The 18439-nt window shown below is 71.8% G+C and carries 20 protein-coding genes; 9 read left to right on the forward strand and 11 right to left on the reverse strand.

Annotation, left to right across the window (positions count from 1 at the left end; translation table 11 throughout):
- Window positions 1–212 precede the first annotated feature (212 nt).
- On the forward strand, window positions 213–716 hold the full coding sequence (bldD, locus tag E6W39_RS06955; protein ID WP_030056198.1) for a transcriptional regulator BldD: 504 nt from the start codon (window positions 213–215) through the stop codon (window positions 714–716).
- Between the two features lie 127 nt (window positions 717–843).
- Here bldD and E6W39_RS06960 read toward each other — a convergent pair whose 3' ends face one another.
- From E6W39_RS06960 to E6W39_RS06980, 5 genes are all read right to left on the reverse strand, one after another.
- Entirely contained in the window at window positions 844–1689 is an 846-nt protein-coding gene (locus E6W39_RS06960; RefSeq protein WP_141632782.1) for a thioesterase family protein, read from the reverse strand.
- A gap of 133 nt (window positions 1690–1822) precedes the next feature.
- Window positions 1823–2260 carry a transcription antitermination factor NusB gene (gene nusB / locus E6W39_RS06965; protein ID WP_101383809.1) on the reverse strand — a complete coding sequence of 146 codons (438 nt, stop codon included), beginning with the start codon at window positions 2258–2260 and terminating at the stop codon, window positions 1823–1825.
- 2 nt (window positions 2261–2262) lie between these two features.
- Window positions 2263–2829, reverse strand: coding sequence for an elongation factor P (gene efp, locus E6W39_RS06970; protein WP_141632783.1), 567 nt, complete (start codon window positions 2827–2829; stop codon window positions 2263–2265).
- 76 nt (window positions 2830–2905) lie between these two features.
- Window positions 2906–4012, reverse strand: a complete 1107-nt coding sequence (locus E6W39_RS06975) for a M24 family metallopeptidase (protein ID WP_141632784.1) — start codon at window positions 4010–4012, stop codon at window positions 2906–2908.
- Between the two features lie 78 nt (window positions 4013–4090).
- Window positions 4091–4477: a hypothetical protein gene (locus E6W39_RS06980; RefSeq protein WP_141632785.1), complete on the reverse strand. Its 387-nt coding sequence runs from the start codon at window positions 4475–4477 to the stop codon at window positions 4091–4093.
- Between the two features lie 273 nt (window positions 4478–4750).
- Between E6W39_RS06980 and E6W39_RS06985 the strand changes: the two genes are divergently transcribed.
- A complete protein-coding gene (locus tag E6W39_RS06985) occupies window positions 4751–6157 on the forward strand; it encodes a lipase maturation factor family protein (protein WP_141632786.1) in 1407 nt (468 codons plus the stop codon).
- Here the strand turns inward: E6W39_RS06985 and E6W39_RS06990 are convergent.
- Entirely contained in the window at window positions 6143–7075 is a 933-nt protein-coding gene (locus E6W39_RS06990) for a quinone oxidoreductase family protein (protein ID WP_141632787.1), read from the reverse strand. The two genes, E6W39_RS06985 and E6W39_RS06990, sit on opposite strands and share 15 nt — an antisense overlap.
- Before the next feature lie 77 nt (window positions 7076–7152).
- Here E6W39_RS06990 and E6W39_RS06995 point away from each other — a divergent pair, with 77 nt between their 5' ends.
- From E6W39_RS06995 to E6W39_RS07005, 3 genes are all read left to right on the forward strand, one after another.
- The gene (locus tag E6W39_RS06995; RefSeq protein WP_141632788.1) at window positions 7153–7614 is read left to right on the forward strand and encodes a MarR family winged helix-turn-helix transcriptional regulator; all 462 of its coding nucleotides are present in this window, start codon (window positions 7153–7155) and stop codon (window positions 7612–7614) included.
- Between the two features lie 104 nt (window positions 7615–7718).
- Window positions 7719–8996 (forward strand): MFS transporter, encoded by a 1278-nt coding sequence (locus tag E6W39_RS07000; RefSeq protein ID WP_228718006.1) that lies wholly within the window; start codon window positions 7719–7721, stop codon window positions 8994–8996.
- An 89-nt stretch (window positions 8997–9085) separates the two neighbouring features.
- Window positions 9086–10045, forward strand: coding sequence for an alpha/beta hydrolase (locus E6W39_RS07005; protein WP_141632789.1), 960 nt, complete (start codon window positions 9086–9088; stop codon window positions 10043–10045).
- Here the strand turns inward: E6W39_RS07005 and E6W39_RS07010 are convergent.
- The gene (locus E6W39_RS07010) at window positions 10042–10374 is read right to left on the reverse strand and encodes a branched-chain amino acid transporter permease (RefSeq protein WP_141632790.1); all 333 of its coding nucleotides are present in this window, start codon (window positions 10372–10374) and stop codon (window positions 10042–10044) included. The genes E6W39_RS07005 and E6W39_RS07010 overlap by 4 nt on opposite strands.
- Window positions 10367–11011, reverse strand: coding sequence for an AzlC family ABC transporter permease (locus E6W39_RS07015; RefSeq protein WP_228718618.1), 645 nt, complete (start codon window positions 11009–11011; stop codon window positions 10367–10369). The genes E6W39_RS07010 and E6W39_RS07015 overlap by 8 nt, the downstream gene beginning before the upstream one ends.
- A 167-nt stretch (window positions 11012–11178) precedes the next feature.
- Between E6W39_RS07015 and E6W39_RS07020 the strand changes: the two genes are divergently transcribed.
- Complete coding sequence (locus tag E6W39_RS07020; protein WP_141632792.1) at window positions 11179–11637, forward strand: Lrp/AsnC family transcriptional regulator; 459 nt, start codon at window positions 11179–11181, stop codon at window positions 11635–11637.
- Between the two features lie 50 nt (window positions 11638–11687).
- Here E6W39_RS07020 and E6W39_RS07025 read toward each other — a convergent pair whose 3' ends face one another.
- Together E6W39_RS07025 and E6W39_RS07030 are read right to left on the reverse strand one after the other, a co-directional pair.
- Window positions 11688–13034, reverse strand: coding sequence for a radical SAM protein (locus tag E6W39_RS07025; RefSeq protein WP_141632793.1), 1347 nt, complete (start codon window positions 13032–13034; stop codon window positions 11688–11690).
- A 98-nt stretch (window positions 13035–13132) separates the two neighbouring features.
- Window positions 13133–13744, reverse strand: coding sequence for a LysE/ArgO family amino acid transporter (locus tag E6W39_RS07030; RefSeq protein WP_141632794.1), 612 nt, complete (start codon window positions 13742–13744; stop codon window positions 13133–13135).
- Between the two features lie 66 nt (window positions 13745–13810).
- Here E6W39_RS07030 and E6W39_RS07035 point away from each other — a divergent pair, with 66 nt between their 5' ends.
- From E6W39_RS07035 to E6W39_RS07045, 3 genes are all read left to right on the forward strand, one after another.
- On the forward strand, window positions 13811–14710 hold the full coding sequence (locus E6W39_RS07035) for a LysR family transcriptional regulator ArgP (protein WP_141632795.1): 900 nt from the start codon (window positions 13811–13813) through the stop codon (window positions 14708–14710).
- 427 nt (window positions 14711–15137) lie between these two features.
- A complete protein-coding gene (locus tag E6W39_RS07040) occupies window positions 15138–16559 on the forward strand; it encodes a sugar porter family MFS transporter (protein ID WP_141632796.1) in 1422 nt (473 codons plus the stop codon).
- Between the two features lie 267 nt (window positions 16560–16826).
- Window positions 16827–17360: a hypothetical protein gene (locus E6W39_RS07045; protein WP_141632797.1), complete on the forward strand. Its 534-nt coding sequence runs from the start codon at window positions 16827–16829 to the stop codon at window positions 17358–17360.
- A 265-nt stretch (window positions 17361–17625) separates the two neighbouring features.
- Here the strand turns inward: E6W39_RS07045 and E6W39_RS07050 are convergent, their stop codons facing one another.
- Window positions 17626–18432 carry an Fpg/Nei family DNA glycosylase gene (locus tag E6W39_RS07050; protein ID WP_141632798.1) on the reverse strand — a complete coding sequence of 269 codons (807 nt, stop codon included), beginning with the start codon at window positions 18430–18432 and terminating at the stop codon, window positions 17626–17628.
- Window positions 18433–18439 lie beyond the last annotated feature (7 nt).

The raw sequence follows: 18439 nt of genomic DNA on the forward strand, positions 1-18439 counted from the left end.
GCCCGCCACGCTTCGTGTCGTGTTCACGCAGAGGTAGCGACCGGTTCGCACGACTGCCCCATTCGGCTTGACGCACCGACCTCACTCTACGTAACCTCACAGTGAGTTACGGAACGGGCGTCTTACCGGCCGGTAGGACACCCGGGCAGTCAGGGCATTCCTCACTCCTCCGTGACCACCATGCAACCAGCAACATTCGGCCGGGGAGATCAATGTCCAGCGACTACGCGAAGCAGCTCGGAGGAAAACTCCGCGCGATCCGCACTCAGCAGGGGCTCTCCCTGCACGGCGTCGAAGAGAAGTCCCAGGGCCGCTGGAAGGCGGTTGTCGTCGGCTCGTACGAGCGTGGCGACCGTGCTGTGACCGTGCAGCGCCTGGCGGAGCTCGCCGAGTTCTACGGCGTCCCCGTGCAGGAGCTGCTGCCCGGCGGCACCCCGGGCGGTGCGGCCGAGCCGCCGCCGCGCCTGGTCCTCGACCTGGAGAGACTGACCCAGGTTCCGAGCGAGAAGGCCGGCCCGCTGCAGCGCTACGCGGCCACCATCCAGTCCCAGCGCGGGGACTACAACGGCAAGGTGCTGTCGATCCGCCAGGACGACCTGCGCACCCTGGCCGTGATCTACGACCAGTCCCCCTCGATCCTCACCGAGCAGCTGATCAGCTGGGGCGTGCTGAACCCCGACGCGCGCCGCGCGGTGCGCGAGGAGGACGCGAGCTGACCTGGCGTCGGTTCGCACACTTCTGAAGAAACGTCACGGCGCGGTCCTGAGGGGCCGCGCCGTTGTCGTTCCCCGTGCGCCGGGCGCACGTGGTGCGGAGCGGGCGCACTGGTGCGCCCGGGGTGCGTTACGCCTGCCGGGGCACCCGGGCCAGCTGGCGGGACTGGGCGACCAGCCGGCCCGCATCGTCCCAGATCTCGCAGTCCTCCTCGAAGTACCCGCCGGCCAGGTTGCGGGTGCCGTGGCTGACCCGCAGCCAGCCCTTGGCCGGCACCGCCCGCAGGTGCACCGTCAGCTCCACGGTCGGCGCCCAGCCGGGGAACCCGAGGTCGTAGGTGACCGGCGGCAGCGCGTCGGCGACCAGCAGCAGCGACAGCGGGTCCGGCTCACGGCCGTCGGCCAGCCGGAACCAGCCCTGGAGCCGCCCGTTCATCGACGGCTGGCCGACCGCCCAGCCGACCGTGGCCGGGTCGAGGCGCAGTTCGAAGCGCTCCAGCAGCGCCAGGTCCGGGGTGATCGGCATCGGCATGTGCTCCCGCCCGACGCACTGCTCCGGCGGCGGCAGCTGCGGCGGCACCGCCGAGGTGCGCACCTCGCCGTCCAGGGCGGCCAGGTCGGTGTAGCCGGCGACCACTCTGAGCCGCTCCACCGGCCGGCCGTCCTCGTCGAGCTGGCCGAGCGAGGCGGTGGCGTTGGACAGGCCCCGCCCGCGCCGGATCACCTCGGTCTGCACGGTCAGCGGGCCGGGGCGCGAGGTGGAGAGGTAGTAGCCGCTGATCGAGACCGGGTCGGGGTGCCCGGGCAGCTCCTGGCGCAGCGCGTTGGCGGCCACGGCCAGCAGCAGCCCGCCGTTGATCCCGCCGCCGATCTGCCAGCCGGCGCCCAGCTCCCCCGTGTAGCGGCCCGGGGCGTCGGGGCCGTCGGGGCCAAGGGCGATCGCCCGGTCGAACTCGCTGCTGGTCACGGTGGTCATGGGGGTGCCGCCCTTCGAATAAGTTACCGGCCAGTAGGCAGCTTACGCCAGCCCTCTGAGCGCGCAACGCCCCCGGGAACGCAACAGCCGCCGAACCCCGTGCGGGGTCCGGCGGCCACTGCCGAAGGCTGCCTCAGCGGCGGATCGAAGCCTTGTTCTCCTGGAACCGGGCCAGCATCCCGTTGACGAAGCCCGGGGACTCGTCCGTGGAGTACTCCTTGGCGATCTCCACCGCCTCGTCCAGGACGACCGCGTCCGGAACGCCGTCCTCCCAGATCAGCTCGTAGGCCCCGAGCCGCAGGACGTTGCGGTCCACCAGCGGCATCCGGTCCAGCGTCCAGCCCACCGCGTAGGTCGCGATCAGCTCGTCGATCCGGCGGGCGTGCCGGGTGTAGCCCTCGACCAGCTGCATGGTGTACTCGGCGACCTTCGGGACGCTCTCGCCCGGCTTGGCCTCGCGGCCCCGGGCCACCCAGTCGGCGAGCACCGAGAGCGGGTCGACGTCCCGGTGGTCCGCCTCGAAGAGGATCTGGAAGGCGTGCGTGCGCGCCTTGGTGCGTGCAGACGCCACGGTTACTTGTTCACCCGGCCGAGGTAGCTGCCGTCGCGGGTGTCGACCTTGATCTTCTCACCCTGGTTGATGAAGAGCGGCACCTGGATCTCGGCGCCGGTCTCCAGGCGGGCCGGCTTCGAGCCACCGGTGGAGCGGTCGCCCTGCAGGCCCGGCTCGGTGAACTCGATGACCAGCTCGACGGCGGCCGGCAGCTCGATGTAGAGCGGGTTGCCCTCGTAGACGGCGACCAGGGCGGTGAAGCCCTCCAGCATGTACTTGGCGGCGTCGCCGACGACGTCGCGGGAGATCGGCAGCTGGTCGTAGGTGTCCATGTCCATGAACACGAACTGCTCGCCGTCCATGTACGAGAACTGCATGTCGCGCTTGTCGACGTTGGCGGTCTCGACCTTGGTGCCCGCGTTGAACGTCTTGTCGACGACCTTGCCGCTCAGCACGTGCTTGAGCTTGGTGCGCACGAACGCGGGGCCCTTGCCCGGCTTGACGTGCTGGAACTCGACGACGGACCAGAGCTGGTCGTTGTCGAGCTTGAGGACCATGCCGTTCTTGAGATCGTTCGTGGAAGCCACGGGCGCACTTACTCCTGGATATAGCTTGTCAAGGAACCAAGGGGTGCGCGCCTGTCCCGACCGGGAGACCCGGCGGTCACAGGGCGAGGAGCTCCTTGGTGGTGATGGTGAGCAGCTCGGGCCCGCCCTCGGCAACGGGGCGCACGACGAGCGTGTCCTCGATCCGGACCCCGCCGCGGCCCGGAAGGTGAACCCCGGGACCAACGGTGACCGGCACGCGATTGTCCAGTTTACCCGTCTCGCTGGGGCCCAGTTGCGGCGCCTCCCGGACTTCCAGGCCGATACCGTGTCCGAACGGCCTGGGCCGGTCCTCCCGGTAGCCCGCCTCGCCCAGCATTTCGCGGGCCGCCCGGTCCGGCGTGCTGCACGGCACCCCCGGGGCCAGCGCCTCCCGGGCCGCCCGCTGGGCCTCGAAGACCAGCCGGTGCAGCTCCACCTGCCAGCCCGCCGGCGCCGCGCCGATCACGAAGGTCCGGGTGCTGCGCACGGTGTAGCCGCGGTACTGCGCGCCTAGCGAGACGGTCAGGAAGTCGCCCTCCTCGACCCGCCGGTCGGTGGGCCGGTGGTCGGCCTGCCCGGAGTGGCTGCCGGTGCCGACCGAGACCGGGAAGCCGGCCCGGTCCGCGCCGTGGTCCACCATCCGGCGCTCCAGCTCCATCGCCAGGTGCCGCTCGGTGCGGCCCACCAGGATCGACTCCAGCAGCTCGCCCAGCGCCTGGTCGCCGATCTCGGCGGCGATGCGCAGGTCGGCGATCTCCTGCTCGTCCTTGACCACCCGCAGCCGCTCCACGGTGCGGCCCAGGTCGTGCAGCCGCACCCCCGGGGCCCGGTCGGCGACCTCCCGGTACCGGCGCACCGTCAGATCGTGCTCCTCCACCGCCAGCTCGCCCACCCGGTCGGCGGCGGCCGCCATCGCGGCAAGCTCCGCGGTGTCCTGGTCGGCGGCCGCGCTCTGCTGCGGCAGGTCGACCGGGTAGACGAACTCGCCGTTGTCCTCCGGCGGCAGGTCGGCGGGGAGGGCCAGCAGCGCCCGCTCCCGGGTGACCAGCAGGCTGGCGCCGCAGGGGGTGCAGCCGGTCAGGTACCGGACGTTGGCCGGGCTGGTGATCAGCGCCGCGTCCATCCCGGCGGCACTGCAGTGCTCCAGGAGCCGATCCCGGCGGGCCGCGTGCGCATCGGACATGTCTTCCAGCCTACGAACCGCACCGGCCGCCCGCCCCTTGTGCTGCGCCGGGCGGGCGGCCGGTGTCGCCGGGCCTGGTCAGCCGCAGTGGCCGGGGCCCTCGTAGGCCCAACCGTCATCGGTGCCGCCGCCCCAGTAGATGCACTGGCCGCTGGGCGCGTCCACGTACCGGGGGCCGGCGTAGTAGCTGTAGGTGCTGTCGTCCCGGTTCTGATCCTCCAGGCCGTTGAGGTTGATGTAGGCCCAGACGTGCGTCGGAGTGCCCACGTTGGTGGTCTTGAGCGTCACCACGCAGTTGGTGTAGCCGTTGTACTCCACCGCAACAACGGCCCCTGCCACCGGGGTGTTGCCGACGTTGTAGTAGCCGGGGCCGCAAATCGCGTCGGCCGGGGAGGAGGCGGCGTTCGCCGGGGCGGCGGCCACCCCTGTTCCGGCGGCGGCCAGCGCGAGGCAGGCCGTTGTCATTCCGAGCTTTCGAGCAAGGCGCACAGGTTCCCCCAAATCGAAACGTACGTATGCGGCGATGATCATTTCCCACTTTGCTGATCTTCGGCAAGTGCTTTGACCTTCCGATACCCGCCGCCCGGTTCAACACCGGTTCGCATGCCGTGCCCCGTCACCGGTCGGGCACCGCCGCTGATTGACGGCCCGTCAGGGCTGCTCCGGCTGCGCGAGCCCTGGCACACGCCCCCGGCGCGGTGGCCCGGGCGGCGCGGCGCAGGGTGGTGGGATGGGCGCGTGGAGTGGTTCACCGCGCCCGGGTACGCGCTCAGCCGGCTGGTGCTGCTGCGGCTGCTGGCCGCCGTCTACCTGGTCGGCTTCCTGGCGGCGGCCCGGCAGTTCCGGGCCCTGCTGGGCGAGCACGGCCTGCTGCCGATCCCCCGCTACCTGCGCTACCGCGGCTGGCGGGACGCGCCGAGCCTGTTCCAGTGGCACTACTCGGACCGGTTCTTCGCCGCCGTGTCCTGGGGCGGCGCGGCGCTGTCCGCCGCGATCTGCGCCGGGCTGGCCGACCTGGTGCCGCTGTGGGCCTCGATGCTGTTCTGGGCGCTGCTCTGGGTCCTCTACCTGTCGATCGTCAACGTCGGGCAGACCTGGTACTCGTTCGGGTGGGAGTCGCTGCTGCTGGAGGCCGGCTCGCTGGCGGTGTTCCTCGGCAATGCCAAGGTGGCGCCGCCGTTCACGGTGCTGCTGCTGTTCCGCTGGCTGCTGTTCCGGGTGGAGTTCGGGGCCGGGCTGATCAAGCTGCGCGGCGACCGCTGCTGGCGCGACCTCACCTGCCTCAAGTACCACCACGAGACCCAGCCGATGCCCGGCCCGTTCAGCTGGTACTTCCACCATCTGCCGCTGCCGCTGCACAAGGTCGAGGTGGCCGCCAACCATGTCGCGCAGCTGGGCTTCCCGGTGCTGCTGTTCACCCCGCAGCCGGTGGCCTCGATCGCGGCCGGGGCCATGGTGCTGACCCAGCTCTGGCTGGTGGTCTCCGGGAACTTCGCCTGGTTGAACTGGCTGACCATCGCGCTGGCCTTCAGCGCGCTGCGGCTGCCGGGCGGGACCTCGGGGAGCCGGTCGGCGCCGATCTGGTTCGAGGTGCTGGTGCTGCTGTTCACCGCACTGGTGGTGGCGCTGAGCTGGTGGCCGGCCCGCAATCTGCTCTCCCGCGAGCAGCTGATGAACTTCTCGTTCAACCGGCTGCACCTGGTGAACACCTACGGCGCGTTCGGCAGCATCAACCGGATCCGGTTCGAGGTGGTGCTGGAGGGCACCGAGGACGCCGTGCCGACGGCCGACAGCGTCTGGCGGGAGTACGGGTTCAAGGGCAAGCCGGGGGACGTACGCCGGCGCCCGCGCCAGTACGCGCCGTACCACCTGCGGCTCGACTGGCTGATGTGGTTCGCCGGCATCTCCCCCTCCTACGCCCGCCCCTGGCTGCGCACCTTCGCCGACCGGCTGCTCGCCGGGGACCCGGCGACGCTGCGGCTGCTGCGGCACAACCCGTTCCCCGACCACCCGCCGCGCTGGGTCCGCGCGGTGCTCTACCGCTACCGGTTCACCACGCGCGCCGAGCGGCGGGCCAGCGGGGCCTGGTGGCACCGGGAGCCGCTGCGCACGTACCTTGCGCCGATGGGGTCACTGGACTCGTAGCACCGGCTTGCCGAGCGCCGCCCGCTGCTCCAGCAGGGCCACCGCCTCGGCGGCGCGTTCCAGGGGGAACTCCACGCAGACCGGACGGACCTTGCCCGCGGCGAGCAGCCGCCACAGCTCGGCACGCACCTCGGCGACCAACTCCGGCCTGTTTCGGGCGAGTTGCCCCATGGACAGCCCGGTGACGGTGGTCATCGAACCGAGCACCGCGCCCGCGTCCAGGGTGCCGCCGTATCCGGCCAGGGTGACCAGCCGGCCGAACGGGCGCAGCGCGGCAAGCGCCTTGGGCAGCACCGCGCCGCCGGCGCCCTCCAGCACCAGGTCGACCGGCGCTCCCCAGCCCTGCTGGTCGTAGCCGATCACCTCGTCGGCGCCCAGACTGCGCAGGAAGTCGGCCTTGCGCTCGGGCGCCGACGTCGCGGCCACCACCCGGCTCGCGCCGAGCGCCTTGGCCAGCTGCACGATCAGGTGGCCGACCCCGCCGGCGGCGTTGGTCACCAGCACCTCCTGGCCCTGCTCGATCTCCCCGATCCGCAGCGCGGCGAGGGCCACCAGGCCGCCGTGCACCAGCCCCAACGCCTCGGCGGCGTCGGCTTCTTCGGGCACGGGGGTGATGGCCGCCGGCATCGCCACCAGCCGGTCCGCGAACACCTCGGCCGCGATCCCGCCGACCCGCCGGCCCACCTGGTAGCCGGTCACTTCGCTGCCGACCGCCTCGATCCGCCCGACGAAGCCCCCGCCCGGCGAGCCGGGCAGCGGGGCGCCGCCGGCCGCGTCGAGCATCTTGAGGAGCATCAGGCTGACGCCTGCCACCTCGGTGCGGACCAGCACCTCGCCGGGCCCGGGTTGCGGTGCGGCCACCTCGTCCAGCCGCAGCACCTCGGCCCCGCCGTACTGGTGAAACCTGACCTTGCGCATGGTGCGCCCCCCCTTTCGTTGGTGATCCCAACGATAGCAGAATTCATTGGGGCCTCCAATGGTTTTAGGATGACCCCATGGTTGACCCCGCCGCCCCCGCGACCGACGCCCCGTTCACCCGCCTGCAGACCCTCCCCAGCTGGTTCCTCGGCCGGGCCGGCGCACTCGGCCACCGCCTGGTCGCCGACGCCCTCGCCGAGGAGGAACTCAAGCTCGGCCACCACGCCGTGCTCTGCGCCGTGGCCGAGTTCGAGCCGCTCGCTCAGGCAGAGCTGTCCCGCACGGTGCGGATCGACCCCAAGGACATGGTCGGCATCATCAACGATCTGCAGGCCCGGGGCTTGATCGTGCGCGGCAAGGACCCGCGCGACGCGCGCAAGAACGCCATCACCCTGGCACCGGAGGGCGCGGAACTGCTGGCGCGACTGCGGTCACGGACGGACGCGGCCAACGAGGAGCTGCTGGCACCGCTCGACCCGGCGGAGCGGCAGATGCTGCTGGCGCTGGTGGCCAGGGTGATCGACGGGCGCACGGGGTGAGGTGGCCCGAGGCCCTGGAACAGGCCTCTCTCGACATCAAGTATCTTGACATCAAGAATATATTTCGACAGGCTGCTCCGCGAACGATCTGATCGGGGGTAGCGATGCGCGCTAAGAACGAAGGACTGCTGGCCCAACTGCGCCGGCCACCGGGTGGGCGGGACGCCCGGCTGATGCTGACCGCACAAGCCGTGGACCGCACCGGCACCGGCGTCTGGGCGGCCGCCTCGGTGCTCTACTTCACCTTCGTCGCCCACTTGGACGCCCGCCAGGTCGGCCTGCTCCTCGGCGTCGCCGCGGTGGCGGGCATAGCCGGCTCCCCCATCGCCGGGCGCCTGGCCGAACGCCAGCCCGTGCGGCGGCTGTTGATGGCCGGCCACCTGCTGCGGCTGGTCACCGTGGCGCTGATGCTGGTCGCGCACAGCTTCGGCGCCCTGCTCGCCCTGGTGGCGATCACCAGCCTGGGTGAGCGCTCGGCGAAGACCCTGGAGATGCTCTTCGCAACCCAAGTCGCGGGCGAGCAGCGGGCCGTGTACCAGGCGCTGTTCCGCAGCGTCGCCAACGCGGGCTACGCGGTGGGCGCGGGCATCGCGGCAATCGGGCTGGCGATCGGGACGGTTGGCGCCTACCGGGCGCTGATCCTCGCCGACGCGCTCTCGTTCGTGGCGGCGGCGCTGCTGGTACGACTCACCAGCCCCGTGCCGGGGGCCTTGGCCCACGCCGCACCCGCTGACCAGCCGGCGCAGGGCCCCAACCCCTGGCGCGACCGCGGCTACCTGCTCTTCGTCCTGCTCGACATCGCCATGAACCTGGACGACGCGGTGCTCAACGTCGGCCTCCCGCTCTGGCTGATCCACCACACCCGCGCCCCGCACGCCTTCGTCCCGGCGTTCCTCATCATCAACACCGTCCTGGTGGTCGCCCTCCAACTCCGCTTCTCCACCTGGGCGTCCCGCACCACGCGCCGCCCGGCCACCTCCGTCGCCCTCATCGGCCTTGCCATGCTGGCCTGTTGCGCCCTGATCGCGCTCACCACGGGCGCCGGCGCCTGGACCGCCGCCATCGCCCTGTCGGCGGCCGCCGTCCTCACCACCCTCGCCGAACTCCTGCGCTCCATCAGCTCCTGGGAGTTGGCCGTCTCCCTCGCCCCCACCCAGTCCCGCGCCTCCTACCTCGGCGTCGCGGGCATGTCCCAGTCCATCGAGAAGGCCGCCGGTCCGCTGCTGCTGACCGGCGCCGTCTTCGCCGGCGGCCCGGTGGGGTGGCTGGCACTGGGCGGTGCGCTCGCGGGGCTGGGCGTGCTGCAACGGCGGGTCTGCTTGCGGCGGTTGGGCGCGATGGCCGGGGTGGCGGTGGGCCGGCCCGTAGCGGTGGAGGCTTGACGGCGAGTTCGCGCGGGTGCGGCGGGATGACCGGATGCTGCATGATCGAACACTGCTGGCCACGGTAGCGACGGGGAGGGCCGACGGGCATGACCACTGGCATGGACAGCGCCACCGAGCAAGCGTCGGCGGAGCCCGCCGATCGCGCGGTGTCGCGGCGGCGGGCGCTGCGGCTCGGGGGCGGCGTGGTGGGCGGCGCTGTGCTGCTCGGGGCCGCCGCCGGGGGCGGGATGCTCGCCGGGTGGCTGCCCGGCGGGGTGGCGCTGAAGAGGGTGCTGGGGCTGACCGGGACGGACGGCACGGTGCCGGACGTGGCGCCGGGGCCGGTGCACATCGAGCAGGTGCGCTCGGCGGCCCGGAGTCGGGAGGTCACGATGGTGACGATGCTGCCGCCCGGCACCGCGGCGAGCACCGACCTGCCGGTCTGCGTGATGCTGCACGGGCGTGGGAACGACGCGCGGGGCATGGTGGCGCTGGGGACGCCGCGCTTCCTGGCGGCCGCGGTCAAGGCCGGCGTGCCGCCGTTCGCCGTCGTCGCACTGGACGGCGGGGACGCCGGCTACTGGCACCAGCGCTCCCCGGGCGACGGCGACGACCCGCAGGCGATGCTCCGCGAGGAGCTCCCCGGCTGGCTGCACGCCCGTCAACTGCCCACGCCGCGCGCCGCGTTGGGCATCTCCATGGGCGGCTCGGGCGCCCTGCAGTACGCCATCGGGCGCACCGCGGGCGGCCGCAACCTCGACGCCGTGGCACTGCTCAGCCCGGCCGTCTTCCGCACCTGGGCGGACGCCCGCACCACCGGCGGGTACGCCGACGAGGCGGACTGGCGAGCCCACGAGCCGACGCTCCGCCTCGACGGGATGCGCACCGGTTCGCTCGGCGTGTGGTGCGGCCAGGAGGACCCGTTCTGCCCGGCCGCCCGCGAGGTCGCACGGCAGGCCCGAGCCCGCGAGGGGCACTTCCCCGACGGGGAGCACACGGACGGCTTCTGGCGGCGGGTGCTGCCCGACGCGCTGACGCTGCTGGGGCACACCCTCGCCACCGCCTAGGGCGCGAAGAGGGTGCTGGCCAGGGCCACGCTGACGGCGGTGCCACCGGCGATGCTCAGCAGGGCGTTGCGGCGCCACAGGTGCAGCGCGACGGTGACGGCCAGGGCCGCCAGGGGTGCGGCGGCGGCATGCGGCCGGGACAGCGGAACGTCGCGCAGGCAGTAGACGAAGAGGATCACCATGACACCGGCGGGCATCCGGGCGCTGAGGTACCGGACGATCGCGCTGGCGCGCAAGGGTGCCAGGACGGTGAAGGGCAGGGCCCGCAGCGCCCAGGTGATGGCGGCCGGGACGGCGACGGCCAGCAGCAGGTAACGGGTGTCAGGCATCGGAGGGCCTCCGGCGGGTGGCGAGGTGTCGGACCAGGAGAGCGGCGGTGAACAGGGCGAAGGCCAGCGGCAGCATCTGCCCGGGGAGCACCAGTCGGGCAGCCAGCGCGCTGAGCAGCGCGAGGACGGGCGTGGGCAGGTCACCGCGCTGCTCCTTGACGGCGTCGAGGGCCAGCACGGTGAACAGCGCGGTCAGGGCGAATCCCAGTCCGGTGACGCTGTCGGGCACCACTGAGCCGAGCAGTGCGCCGACGGCGGCGCCGCCGGCCCAGTACACCTGCATGAACAGTTGCAGCCACAGCAGGCGCGCGCCGGACCAGGAACGGGCCTGCGGGCCGGTGGCCAGGGCGTACGCCTCGTCGGTGAGGGCGAAGGTGCTGTAGCCCCTGGCCAGGCGCCCGCGGACGCGGTCGAGCGGGAAGGACAGCGCGTAGAACACGTGGCGCACGTTGACCAGCAGGGCGGTCAGCGCGACCGTCGCCAGGGGCGCCGCCGCGAGCACCAGGCCGACCAGGAGGAACTCGAACGAGCCGGCGTAGACGACAGCGGTGGACAGGCTCGCGAACCACCACGGCAGGCCGGCGTGGGTGATGAGCACGCCGAGCGCGAGGCCGAGCGGCAGCAGGCCCAGTCCCACGGAGGTGGAGTCCTTCAGCGCGGCCACGGCCTCGGACCGCCGTCGGGGCGGTGGAGCGGGAGCCGGACGAGAGGGATCGCATGCAGCTACCGGGAACGCGGTCATACTGAAACTTTAGACGGATTTACGCCACATATGGTTGCTGATTGTTCCCGTAATATGGGCCTGTGAGCAATGAAATCAGCCTTGACGCGATCGACAAGGACATTTTGTTTCACCTGCGCCAGGACGGGCGGCTGACCAACGTGGAACTGGCCAAGCGGGTCGGCCTGACCCCGCCGCCCTGCCTGCGCCGGCTCAAGCGGCTGGAGGACGCCGGGGTCATCAGCGGCTACCGCGCCGTCATCAACCCGGAGGCCGTCGGCCGCGGCCTGGAGGTCATGGTGGACGTCGAGGTCTATGCCAACGACCTCAAGACCATCGAGACGCTGGAGGAGACGCTGGCCTCCTACGAAGAGGTCACCGAGCTGCGCCGGATGTTCGGCCGCCCCGACTACTGCCTCCGGGTCGCCGTCGCCGACCACGCCGCCTACAACGCCTTCCTCACCAGCAAGCTCACCGGCCTCCCCGGCATCCTGCGCGTCGAATCCCACCTGACCATGAAGAAGGTCAAGAGCAGCGACTGACCGCTGCCCCTGAAGGCAGCTGCCCGCCGCGACCCGTCACCCGTCACCCGTCACCCGGGCAGCGAGTCCATGAACGAACTCACCGAGAACACCGCCTTCCCCGCCCCCGCCGGCCCGTAGCCGGGCGGCGAGGAGAGGCCGAACTCCGCCAGCGTCGCCCGGTAGGTCTGCAGCAGGCGGATGTGGTACTCCAGCGGCGCGCCCTGCGGGTTGGCCTTGCCCAGCGGGGTGGTGGGCTCGGGGCACCAGGTGGTGAAGCGCGGGACGATGCCGTGGGACATGAAGAACCGCAGCCCCTCCCGGGTGGAGGCGATCGCCTCGTCGACCGTCGTGAAACCGAAGGGCTGGGCCATCTCCACGCCCGCGACGAAGTTGGGGATCACATTGGCGGCGCCGAACACCTCGGCCGAGTCGAGGATGCGGCGGTGCCACTCCGCCCGGCCGACGTAGCGCTCCTTGCCGGGGCAGTACAGCTCGAACAGCCGCTTGTCCCACACCTCGAAGTTCGGGTGGTAGATCCGCACCCCGTAGTCGTGGAACCGCTGGACGTCGTCGCGCGGCAGCGCCTGCGCGACCACCTTGCCGATCCACCGCCCGGGGAAGCGGGATTCGATCGCCTCGGCGTACTGACCGTAGAAGTCGGCCTCGTCGCGGCCGCCGACCTGGGAGGTGATCGCACCGCCGGTGAGGGTGTACGCCTGCGAGGTGCGGCCGGTGTCGTGGCGGTCGATCAACTCCAGGGCCTCCAGCACCTCTTCGACCGGCTTGACGCCTGTGTAGGGGCGGCCGGCCGCCTTGTGCTGGCGCCAGTTGTGGTTGATGTCGCAGTACTGGCACTCCTCCTTGGCGCCGAAGTACTGGCAGACCCGGAAGACCGTCAGGTAGATCAGGTAGCCCCACTGGATGGTCGGGGCCACCTCCATCACGGACTTGCCGTTGGCCAGGGTGTGCCGGTAGTAGTCCGGCATCGGGGGCAGGCCCACGTCCGCGATCCGCACGCCGTCGAGGTGGAGGCCGAGCGTGCCGTCCTCCCCCGCGCCCACCCGGTAGGGCGAGTCCGGGTTCACCCGCACCGACACCACCGTGCGGCGCAGCTCGTACGGCCCGCCGGTGAGCACGATCTCCTCGGGCGGCCGGTTGAGCGCGGCCGCACCCAGCTCGGGCAGGGTGCGGTGGTCGAAGGAGAAGATGAAGTACGACTTCGGCTTCACCTCGCCCGCGCCGCCGCCGTCCGTGCTGCCGCTGAGCGCCGACTCGTCGAAGGCCATGCCGCCGCGCAGCAGGTCCTCCTTGATGACGGCCTCCCGGGGCACCTCCGGGTACCGCTCCATCAGGTCCTCGACCAGCTCGGTACGGCTGCGGCCCTGCTCCTCCGGGATCCCCAGGCGGATCTCCATGCGCTGAACTCCCCACTCACGGAACTTGGTTCATCCTGCCGACCAGGTGCCCCGCGACGCCTCGGCCCGTGGTCCCGAACCACGCTACGCCTGCGGTCCTAGGCACCCGCGGCCAGGGACACGCCGGCGAGCAGCATCGTCGTCGCGACCACGCCGTCCAGGACGCGCCAGGACGACGCGCGGCGGAAGAAGCCGGCGAGCAGGCGGGCGCCGAAGCCCAGCGCGGCGAACCAGCAGAGGCTGGCCAGCGCGGCGCCGATCGCGAACTGCCAGCGGTGCGCGCCGTAACCGGCGGCGACCGCGCCGAGCAGCAGGACGGTGTCGAGGTAGACGTGCGGGTTGAGCCAGGTCATCGCCAGGCAGCTCAGCACCGCGCGGCGACGGGAGTGGACGGCCGGGCCGCCGCTGTCCAGGCTGGCGGCGCGGAGCACCCGGCGGGCGGCGAGCAGCGCGTAGCAGAGCAGGAAGGCCGCGCCCACCGCGCGCACCGCCGTCAGCGCCGCCGGCCAGGCCGTGACGACGGCGCCGAGCCCGCCCACCCCGCAGGCGATCAGCACCGCGTCGGAGGCCGCGCAGATCGCGACGACCGGCAGCACCGCCTCCCGTCGTACGCCCTGGCGCAGCACGAAGGCGTTCTGCGCTCCGATGGCGACGATGAGTGACATGCCGGTCCCGAATCCGGCCGCGGCGGCGGTGAGTGCGCTTCCCATGCGGGCCACCGTAGGGAGCACCCAGCGCTAAGGCCAGATAAAGATTTTTACGTATCATTAGCACCCGTGAAGACCGAGCTGCCGTACGACCTGGTCCGCACCCTGCTCGCGGTGGTCGACGAGGGCACCTTCGACGCCGCAGCGGCCGCGCTGCACGTGACGCCGTCCGCCGTGAGCCAGCGGATCAAGGCGCTGGAGCAGCGCACCGGGCGGGTCCTGCTCACCCGGAGCAAGCCGGTGCGGCCGACCGGGTCCGGGCAGATCGTGGTGCGGTTCGGCCGCCAGCTGGCCCGCCTGGAGGGCGACGCCCGGAGCGCCCTGGGGATGGATGCCGAGGGGGTGGGCCCGTCGTGGCTGCCGATCGCGGTCAACGCCGACTCGCTGGCCACCTGGTTCGTGCCGGCGCTGGCCGCGCTCGCCCGGGAGGCCCGGATCCACGTCGACCTGCGGCGGGAGGACGAGGCGCACACGACCACCCTGCTGCGCGCGGGTGAGGTGATGGCGGCGGTCACCTCCTCGCCGGACCCGGTGGCGGGCTGCTCGGTGCGCCGGCTCGGCGCGATGGAGTACCTTCCGCTGGCCACACCGGAGTTCGCCGCCCGCCGGCTCGACGGCGACCCGGCACTGCTGCTGCCCCAGGCACCGGTGGTCGTCTTCGACCGCCGCGACGATCTGCAGGATGCCTTCGTCCGTGAGTTGACGGGCGGTCAACCGGCCAGCGCGCTGCGGCACTTCGTGCCGTCCTGCGAGGGGTTCACGGACGCGGTCACGGCCGGGCTGGGCTGGGGCCTGGTGCCGCGCAGCCACGCCACTGCCCGGCTGGGCAGCGGCGCGCTCGTGGAGTTCCTGCCGGGCCGCACGGTCGAGGTCCCGCTCTACTGGCAGCAGTGGCGCCTCGATTCGCCCGCCCTGGCCACCGTCGCCGCGGCGGTCGCGGCGGAGGCGGCCCGGGCGCTCCTGGCTTAGCGAAGGCAGCGCCGAGGCGGCGCGGGCGGGTTCACCACTGCCCGAAAGGGACGTTCGTGCGCGCCGCAGTGGCGGGGCGCGGGTACCGCGGGCATGCTGGCCCCCTTCACGCAACCCACCGCCCGAGGAGCCGAGTTGTCCCTGCTGTCCACCCACCGCACGCTCACGTCCGCAGCCGTGGCCGTCGCCGCGCTGGCGATCTCCTGCGGCGCGGCCACGCTCCTGAGAGCGATCGTTCGAGAGTTCCCCGCAGGCGGGTCAGGCGCAACCCGTTAGATTCACTTCTTGAAGGCTCAACTGACGAGAGCATCCGGTTTTCCCGGCTATGCTCACTTCGATCAGTTGATAGGAACAACGGTGTTGCCTGTTGCGTTCACTGTCTGAACGACAAGCGCACCCATATGTTCGTCAGGCACAAGGAGTTCAGGTGACCACCAGCAGCGCTCCGGTGCGGTCGGCCGGCAGGCCCGCCGCATCGGACCACCTCGGCCACGTCATCTTCATCACGGCGGCAGCCGCGATGGGCGGGTTCCTGTTCGGCTACGACAGCTCCGTGATCAACGGTGCGGTGGCCGCGATCCGCGAGAAGTACAGCGTCGGCTCCGGCGAGCTCGCCCAGGTGGTCGCCGTCGCGCTGATCGGCAGCGCGATCGGTGCCGCCCTGGCCGGCCGGATGGCCGACCGACTGGGCCGGATCCGGGTGATGCAGATCGCCGCGGCGCTGTTCACCGTGAGCGCGGTCGGCTCCGCGGTGCCGTTCGCGCTCTGGGACCTCGCCCTCTGGCGGGTGCTGGGCGGCATCGGCATCGGCATGGCCTCGGTGATCGGCCCCGCCTACATCGCGGAGGTGGCACCGCCCGCCTACCGCGGCCGGCTCGGCTCGTTCCAGCAGGCCGCGATCGTGATCGGCATCGCCGTCTCGCAGCTCGCCAACTACGGCATCCTGCAGGCCGCCGGCGGCAACCAGCGCGGCCATGTGCTGGGCCTGGAGGCCTGGCAGCTGATGCTCGGGGTGATGGTGATCCCGGCCGTGCTCTACGGCCTGCTCTCCTTCGCCATCCCCGAGTCGCCGCGGTTCCTGATCTCCACCGGCCGGATCGACCGCGCCAAGGCCGTCATCGCCGAGGTCGAGGGCGCCGGCGGCGACCTGGACGCCCGGGTCGCCGAGATCGAGCACGCGATGCGCAGCGAGCACCGCTCCACCTTCCGGGACCTGATCGGCGGGCGCTTCGGCCTGCTGCCGATCGTCTGGGTGGGCATCGGGCTGTCGGTCTTCCAGCAGCTGGTCGGCATCAACGTCGCCTTCTACTACTCCTCGACGCTGTGGCAGTCGGTGGGCATCAACCCGAGCTCGTCGTTCCTGTACTCCTTCACCACTTCGATCATCAACATCGTCGGCACCGTGGTCGCGATGATCTTCGTCGACCGGATCGGGCGCAAGCCGCTGGCGGTGGTCGGCTCCGCGGGCATGGCGATCTCGCTCGCCCTGGAGGCGTGGGCGTTCTCGTACCGCACCGGCGCCGACTCCGCGCTGCCGCACGGTCAGGGCATGCTGGCGCTGATCGCGGCGCACGCCTTCGTGTTCTTCTTCGCGCTCTCCTGGGGCGTGGTGGTCTGGGTGATGCTCGGCGAGATGTTCCCCAACCGGGTGCGCGCCGCCGCGCTCGGGGTCGCCGCGGCTGCCCAGTGGATCGCCAACTGGCTGATCACGGTGACCTTCCCGACGCTGTCGGACTGGAACCTGTCGGGCACCTACGTCATCTACGCCGTCTTCGCGGTGCTCTCGATCCCGTTCGTGCTGCGGTTCGTGCGGGAGACCAAGGGCAAGTCGCTGGAGGAGATGGGCTGATCGCCCACGGAATGCAGGGGCGCCCCGGGGCGGATTCGGCCCGGGGCGCCCCTGCATTCCGTGGACCGGGCCGACTGCCCGACCGTGCGTCACCCGCCTGGCTCGCTGAAGGATGTGAGGGCAGGTCAGCCCGGCAAGTTGGTGCCCGAACTCAAGATCAACTGGTAGCCGACGTTCCGCTATGATCACCGCACGTCAGCGAGGAAGTCGGCTGACGGGGGACGGAGACGTTCCGTCGGTGCTGTTCGCCATGGTGCGGAGAGTCGTGTGGTCAGGTCCGTCGATGCCCGCCACACGCCGTACGTGGTCGCCGAGAACACCGACACCGACCGAGCGGTTCCGAGTCCTACCTCGTACCTCCAGAAAGGCACCACCATGCGCGCGCGCAAGGCCATATCGTCCCTCGTGATCACCGGGCTCACCACCCTGGGCATGGCCGTGGCGGCCCCGGCCGCCCACGCCGGAGGCTACGGCTGCGTCGGCAGCGAGACGTCCGCGAGCCCGCTCACTGTGCCGGACCGCTACGGGAACGTGGCGGGATACATCCACGAGTACTTCGACGGCACCGACAACTGCGCCGTCTTCGTGAAGTCGCAGTACTACGGCACGCCGACCTACATGGAGCTCACGCTCTACAACGCCTCCGGCCCCGGCAAGCCCGACAACGGCACCTACAGCTACTACGCCGGCCCGGTCAAGGTCAACGGCGTTGGCTCGTGCGTCCAGGAGTTGATCGTGGAGGACTACCCGGGCAGCTCCTATGACGTCAACTACTGGACCCCGCAGCACTCCTGCGGATGACGGCCACGGCCGGTCGAGGCACCTCCCACGATGAACCCGCGGGCGGTGCCGCCCGGCAGTGCCGAGGTCCGGCACGGACCGCACGGCCGGGGCCGGCCCGCTGAGCCGTCTGGCGGCTCGGTGACCGGCGCGCCCGTGCGGGTGCGGTGCGTCCCGGGGGCGGCCACGAACGCGTGAACTCGTAGACGGCGGTGGCGATCCGGCAGCGGATCGCCACCGCCGTTCGCTTCTGCGATTGAACGCCTGGACCGCATCTAGGCGTTCATCAGCGCTGCTGGCAGTTGGGGCACCAGAAGAGGTTGCGGGCCGCATGCGCCTCGGTGCGCACCTCGGTGCCGCAGACCAGGCAGGCTCGGCCGGCCCGGCGGTAGACGTAGACCTCGCCGCCGTGGTCGTCGACCCGGGGCGGCCGGCCCATCGCCTCGGGGGTGTGGTCGGGGCGGACGGTGTCGATCCGGCCGATCGCCGCACCCTGGCGCATCAGCTCGACCAGGTCGCCCCAGATCAGCTCCCACTCGGCGCGGGTCAGGTCGCGCCCCGCGCGGAACGGGCTGACGGTGTGCCGGAACAGCACCTCGGCGCGGTAGACGTTGCCCACGCCCGCGAGGATCTTCTGGTCCATCAGCAGGGCGGCTATCGTGCTGCGGCTGCGGGCGATCCGCTGCCAGGCCCGCTCCGGGTCGGCGTCGGTGCGCAGCGGGTCCGGGCCGAGCCGGGCGTGCACCGCGTCCTTCTCGGCCGGGGTGAGCAGCTCGCAGGTGGTGGGGCCGCGCAGGTCGGCGTAGTGGTCGTCGTTCACCAGCCGCAGCCGCACCATGCCGACCGGCTCCGGGGCCGGCGCCGCGCCGAAGGTGAAGCCGCCGTAGAGGCCCAGGTGGATGTGCAGCCAGCCGGCCGGGAACCCGAGGAAGAGGTGCTTGCCGTCGGCCTCGGCCTGCTCCAGCGGCTGGCCGTCGAGCAGCTTGGCGCCGTCGGCGAACCGCCCCTGCGGGCTGGAGACGTCGACCGGGCGCCCGCCGAACAGCCGCCGGTTCTCGGCGGCGAGGCGGTGCAGGATGTGGCCTTCGGGCATGACGGGC

The organism is Kitasatospora acidiphila, assembly GCF_006636205.1.
GTDB lineage: Bacteria > Actinomycetota > Actinomycetes > Streptomycetales > Streptomycetaceae > Kitasatospora > Kitasatospora acidiphila.

What these genes read in the sequence shown, in the direction of transcription:
- E6W39_RS07010 (WP_141632790.1), bottom strand. Translation starts at nt 10,374, where the DNA reads ATGCCTGACACCCGTTACCTGCTGCTGGCCGTCGCCGTCCCGGCCGCC.
- bldD (WP_030056198.1), top strand. Translation starts at nt 213, where the DNA reads ATGTCCAGCGACTACGCGAAGCAGCTCGGAGGAAAACTCCGCGCGATC.
- E6W39_RS07025 (WP_141632793.1), bottom strand. Translation starts at nt 13,034, where the DNA reads ATGGAGATCCGCCTGGGGATCCCGGAGGAGCAGGGCCGCAGCCGTACC.
- E6W39_RS06960 (WP_141632782.1), bottom strand. Translation starts at nt 1,689, where the DNA reads ATGACCACCGTGACCAGCAGCGAGTTCGACCGGGCGATCGCCCTTGGC.
- E6W39_RS07000 (WP_228718006.1), top strand. Translation starts at nt 7,719, where the DNA reads ATGCGCGCTAAGAACGAAGGACTGCTGGCCCAACTGCGCCGGCCACCG.
- E6W39_RS06995 (WP_141632788.1), top strand. Translation starts at nt 7,153, where the DNA reads ATGGTTGACCCCGCCGCCCCCGCGACCGACGCCCCGTTCACCCGCCTG.
- E6W39_RS06980 (WP_141632785.1), bottom strand. Translation starts at nt 4,477, where the DNA reads ATGACAACGGCCTGCCTCGCGCTGGCCGCCGCCGGAACAGGGGTGGCC.
- E6W39_RS07005 (WP_141632789.1), top strand. Translation starts at nt 9,086, where the DNA reads ATGACCACTGGCATGGACAGCGCCACCGAGCAAGCGTCGGCGGAGCCC.
- E6W39_RS07030 (WP_141632794.1), bottom strand. Translation starts at nt 13,744, where the DNA reads ATGGGAAGCGCACTCACCGCCGCCGCGGCCGGATTCGGGACCGGCATG.
- E6W39_RS06990 (WP_141632787.1), bottom strand. Translation starts at nt 7,075, where the DNA reads ATGCGCAAGGTCAGGTTTCACCAGTACGGCGGGGCCGAGGTGCTGCGG.
- E6W39_RS06975 (WP_141632784.1), bottom strand. Translation starts at nt 4,012, where the DNA reads ATGTCCGATGCGCACGCGGCCCGCCGGGATCGGCTCCTGGAGCACTGC.
- E6W39_RS07050 (WP_141632798.1), bottom strand. Translation starts at nt 18,432, where the DNA reads ATGCCCGAAGGCCACATCCTGCACCGCCTCGCCGCCGAGAACCGGCGG.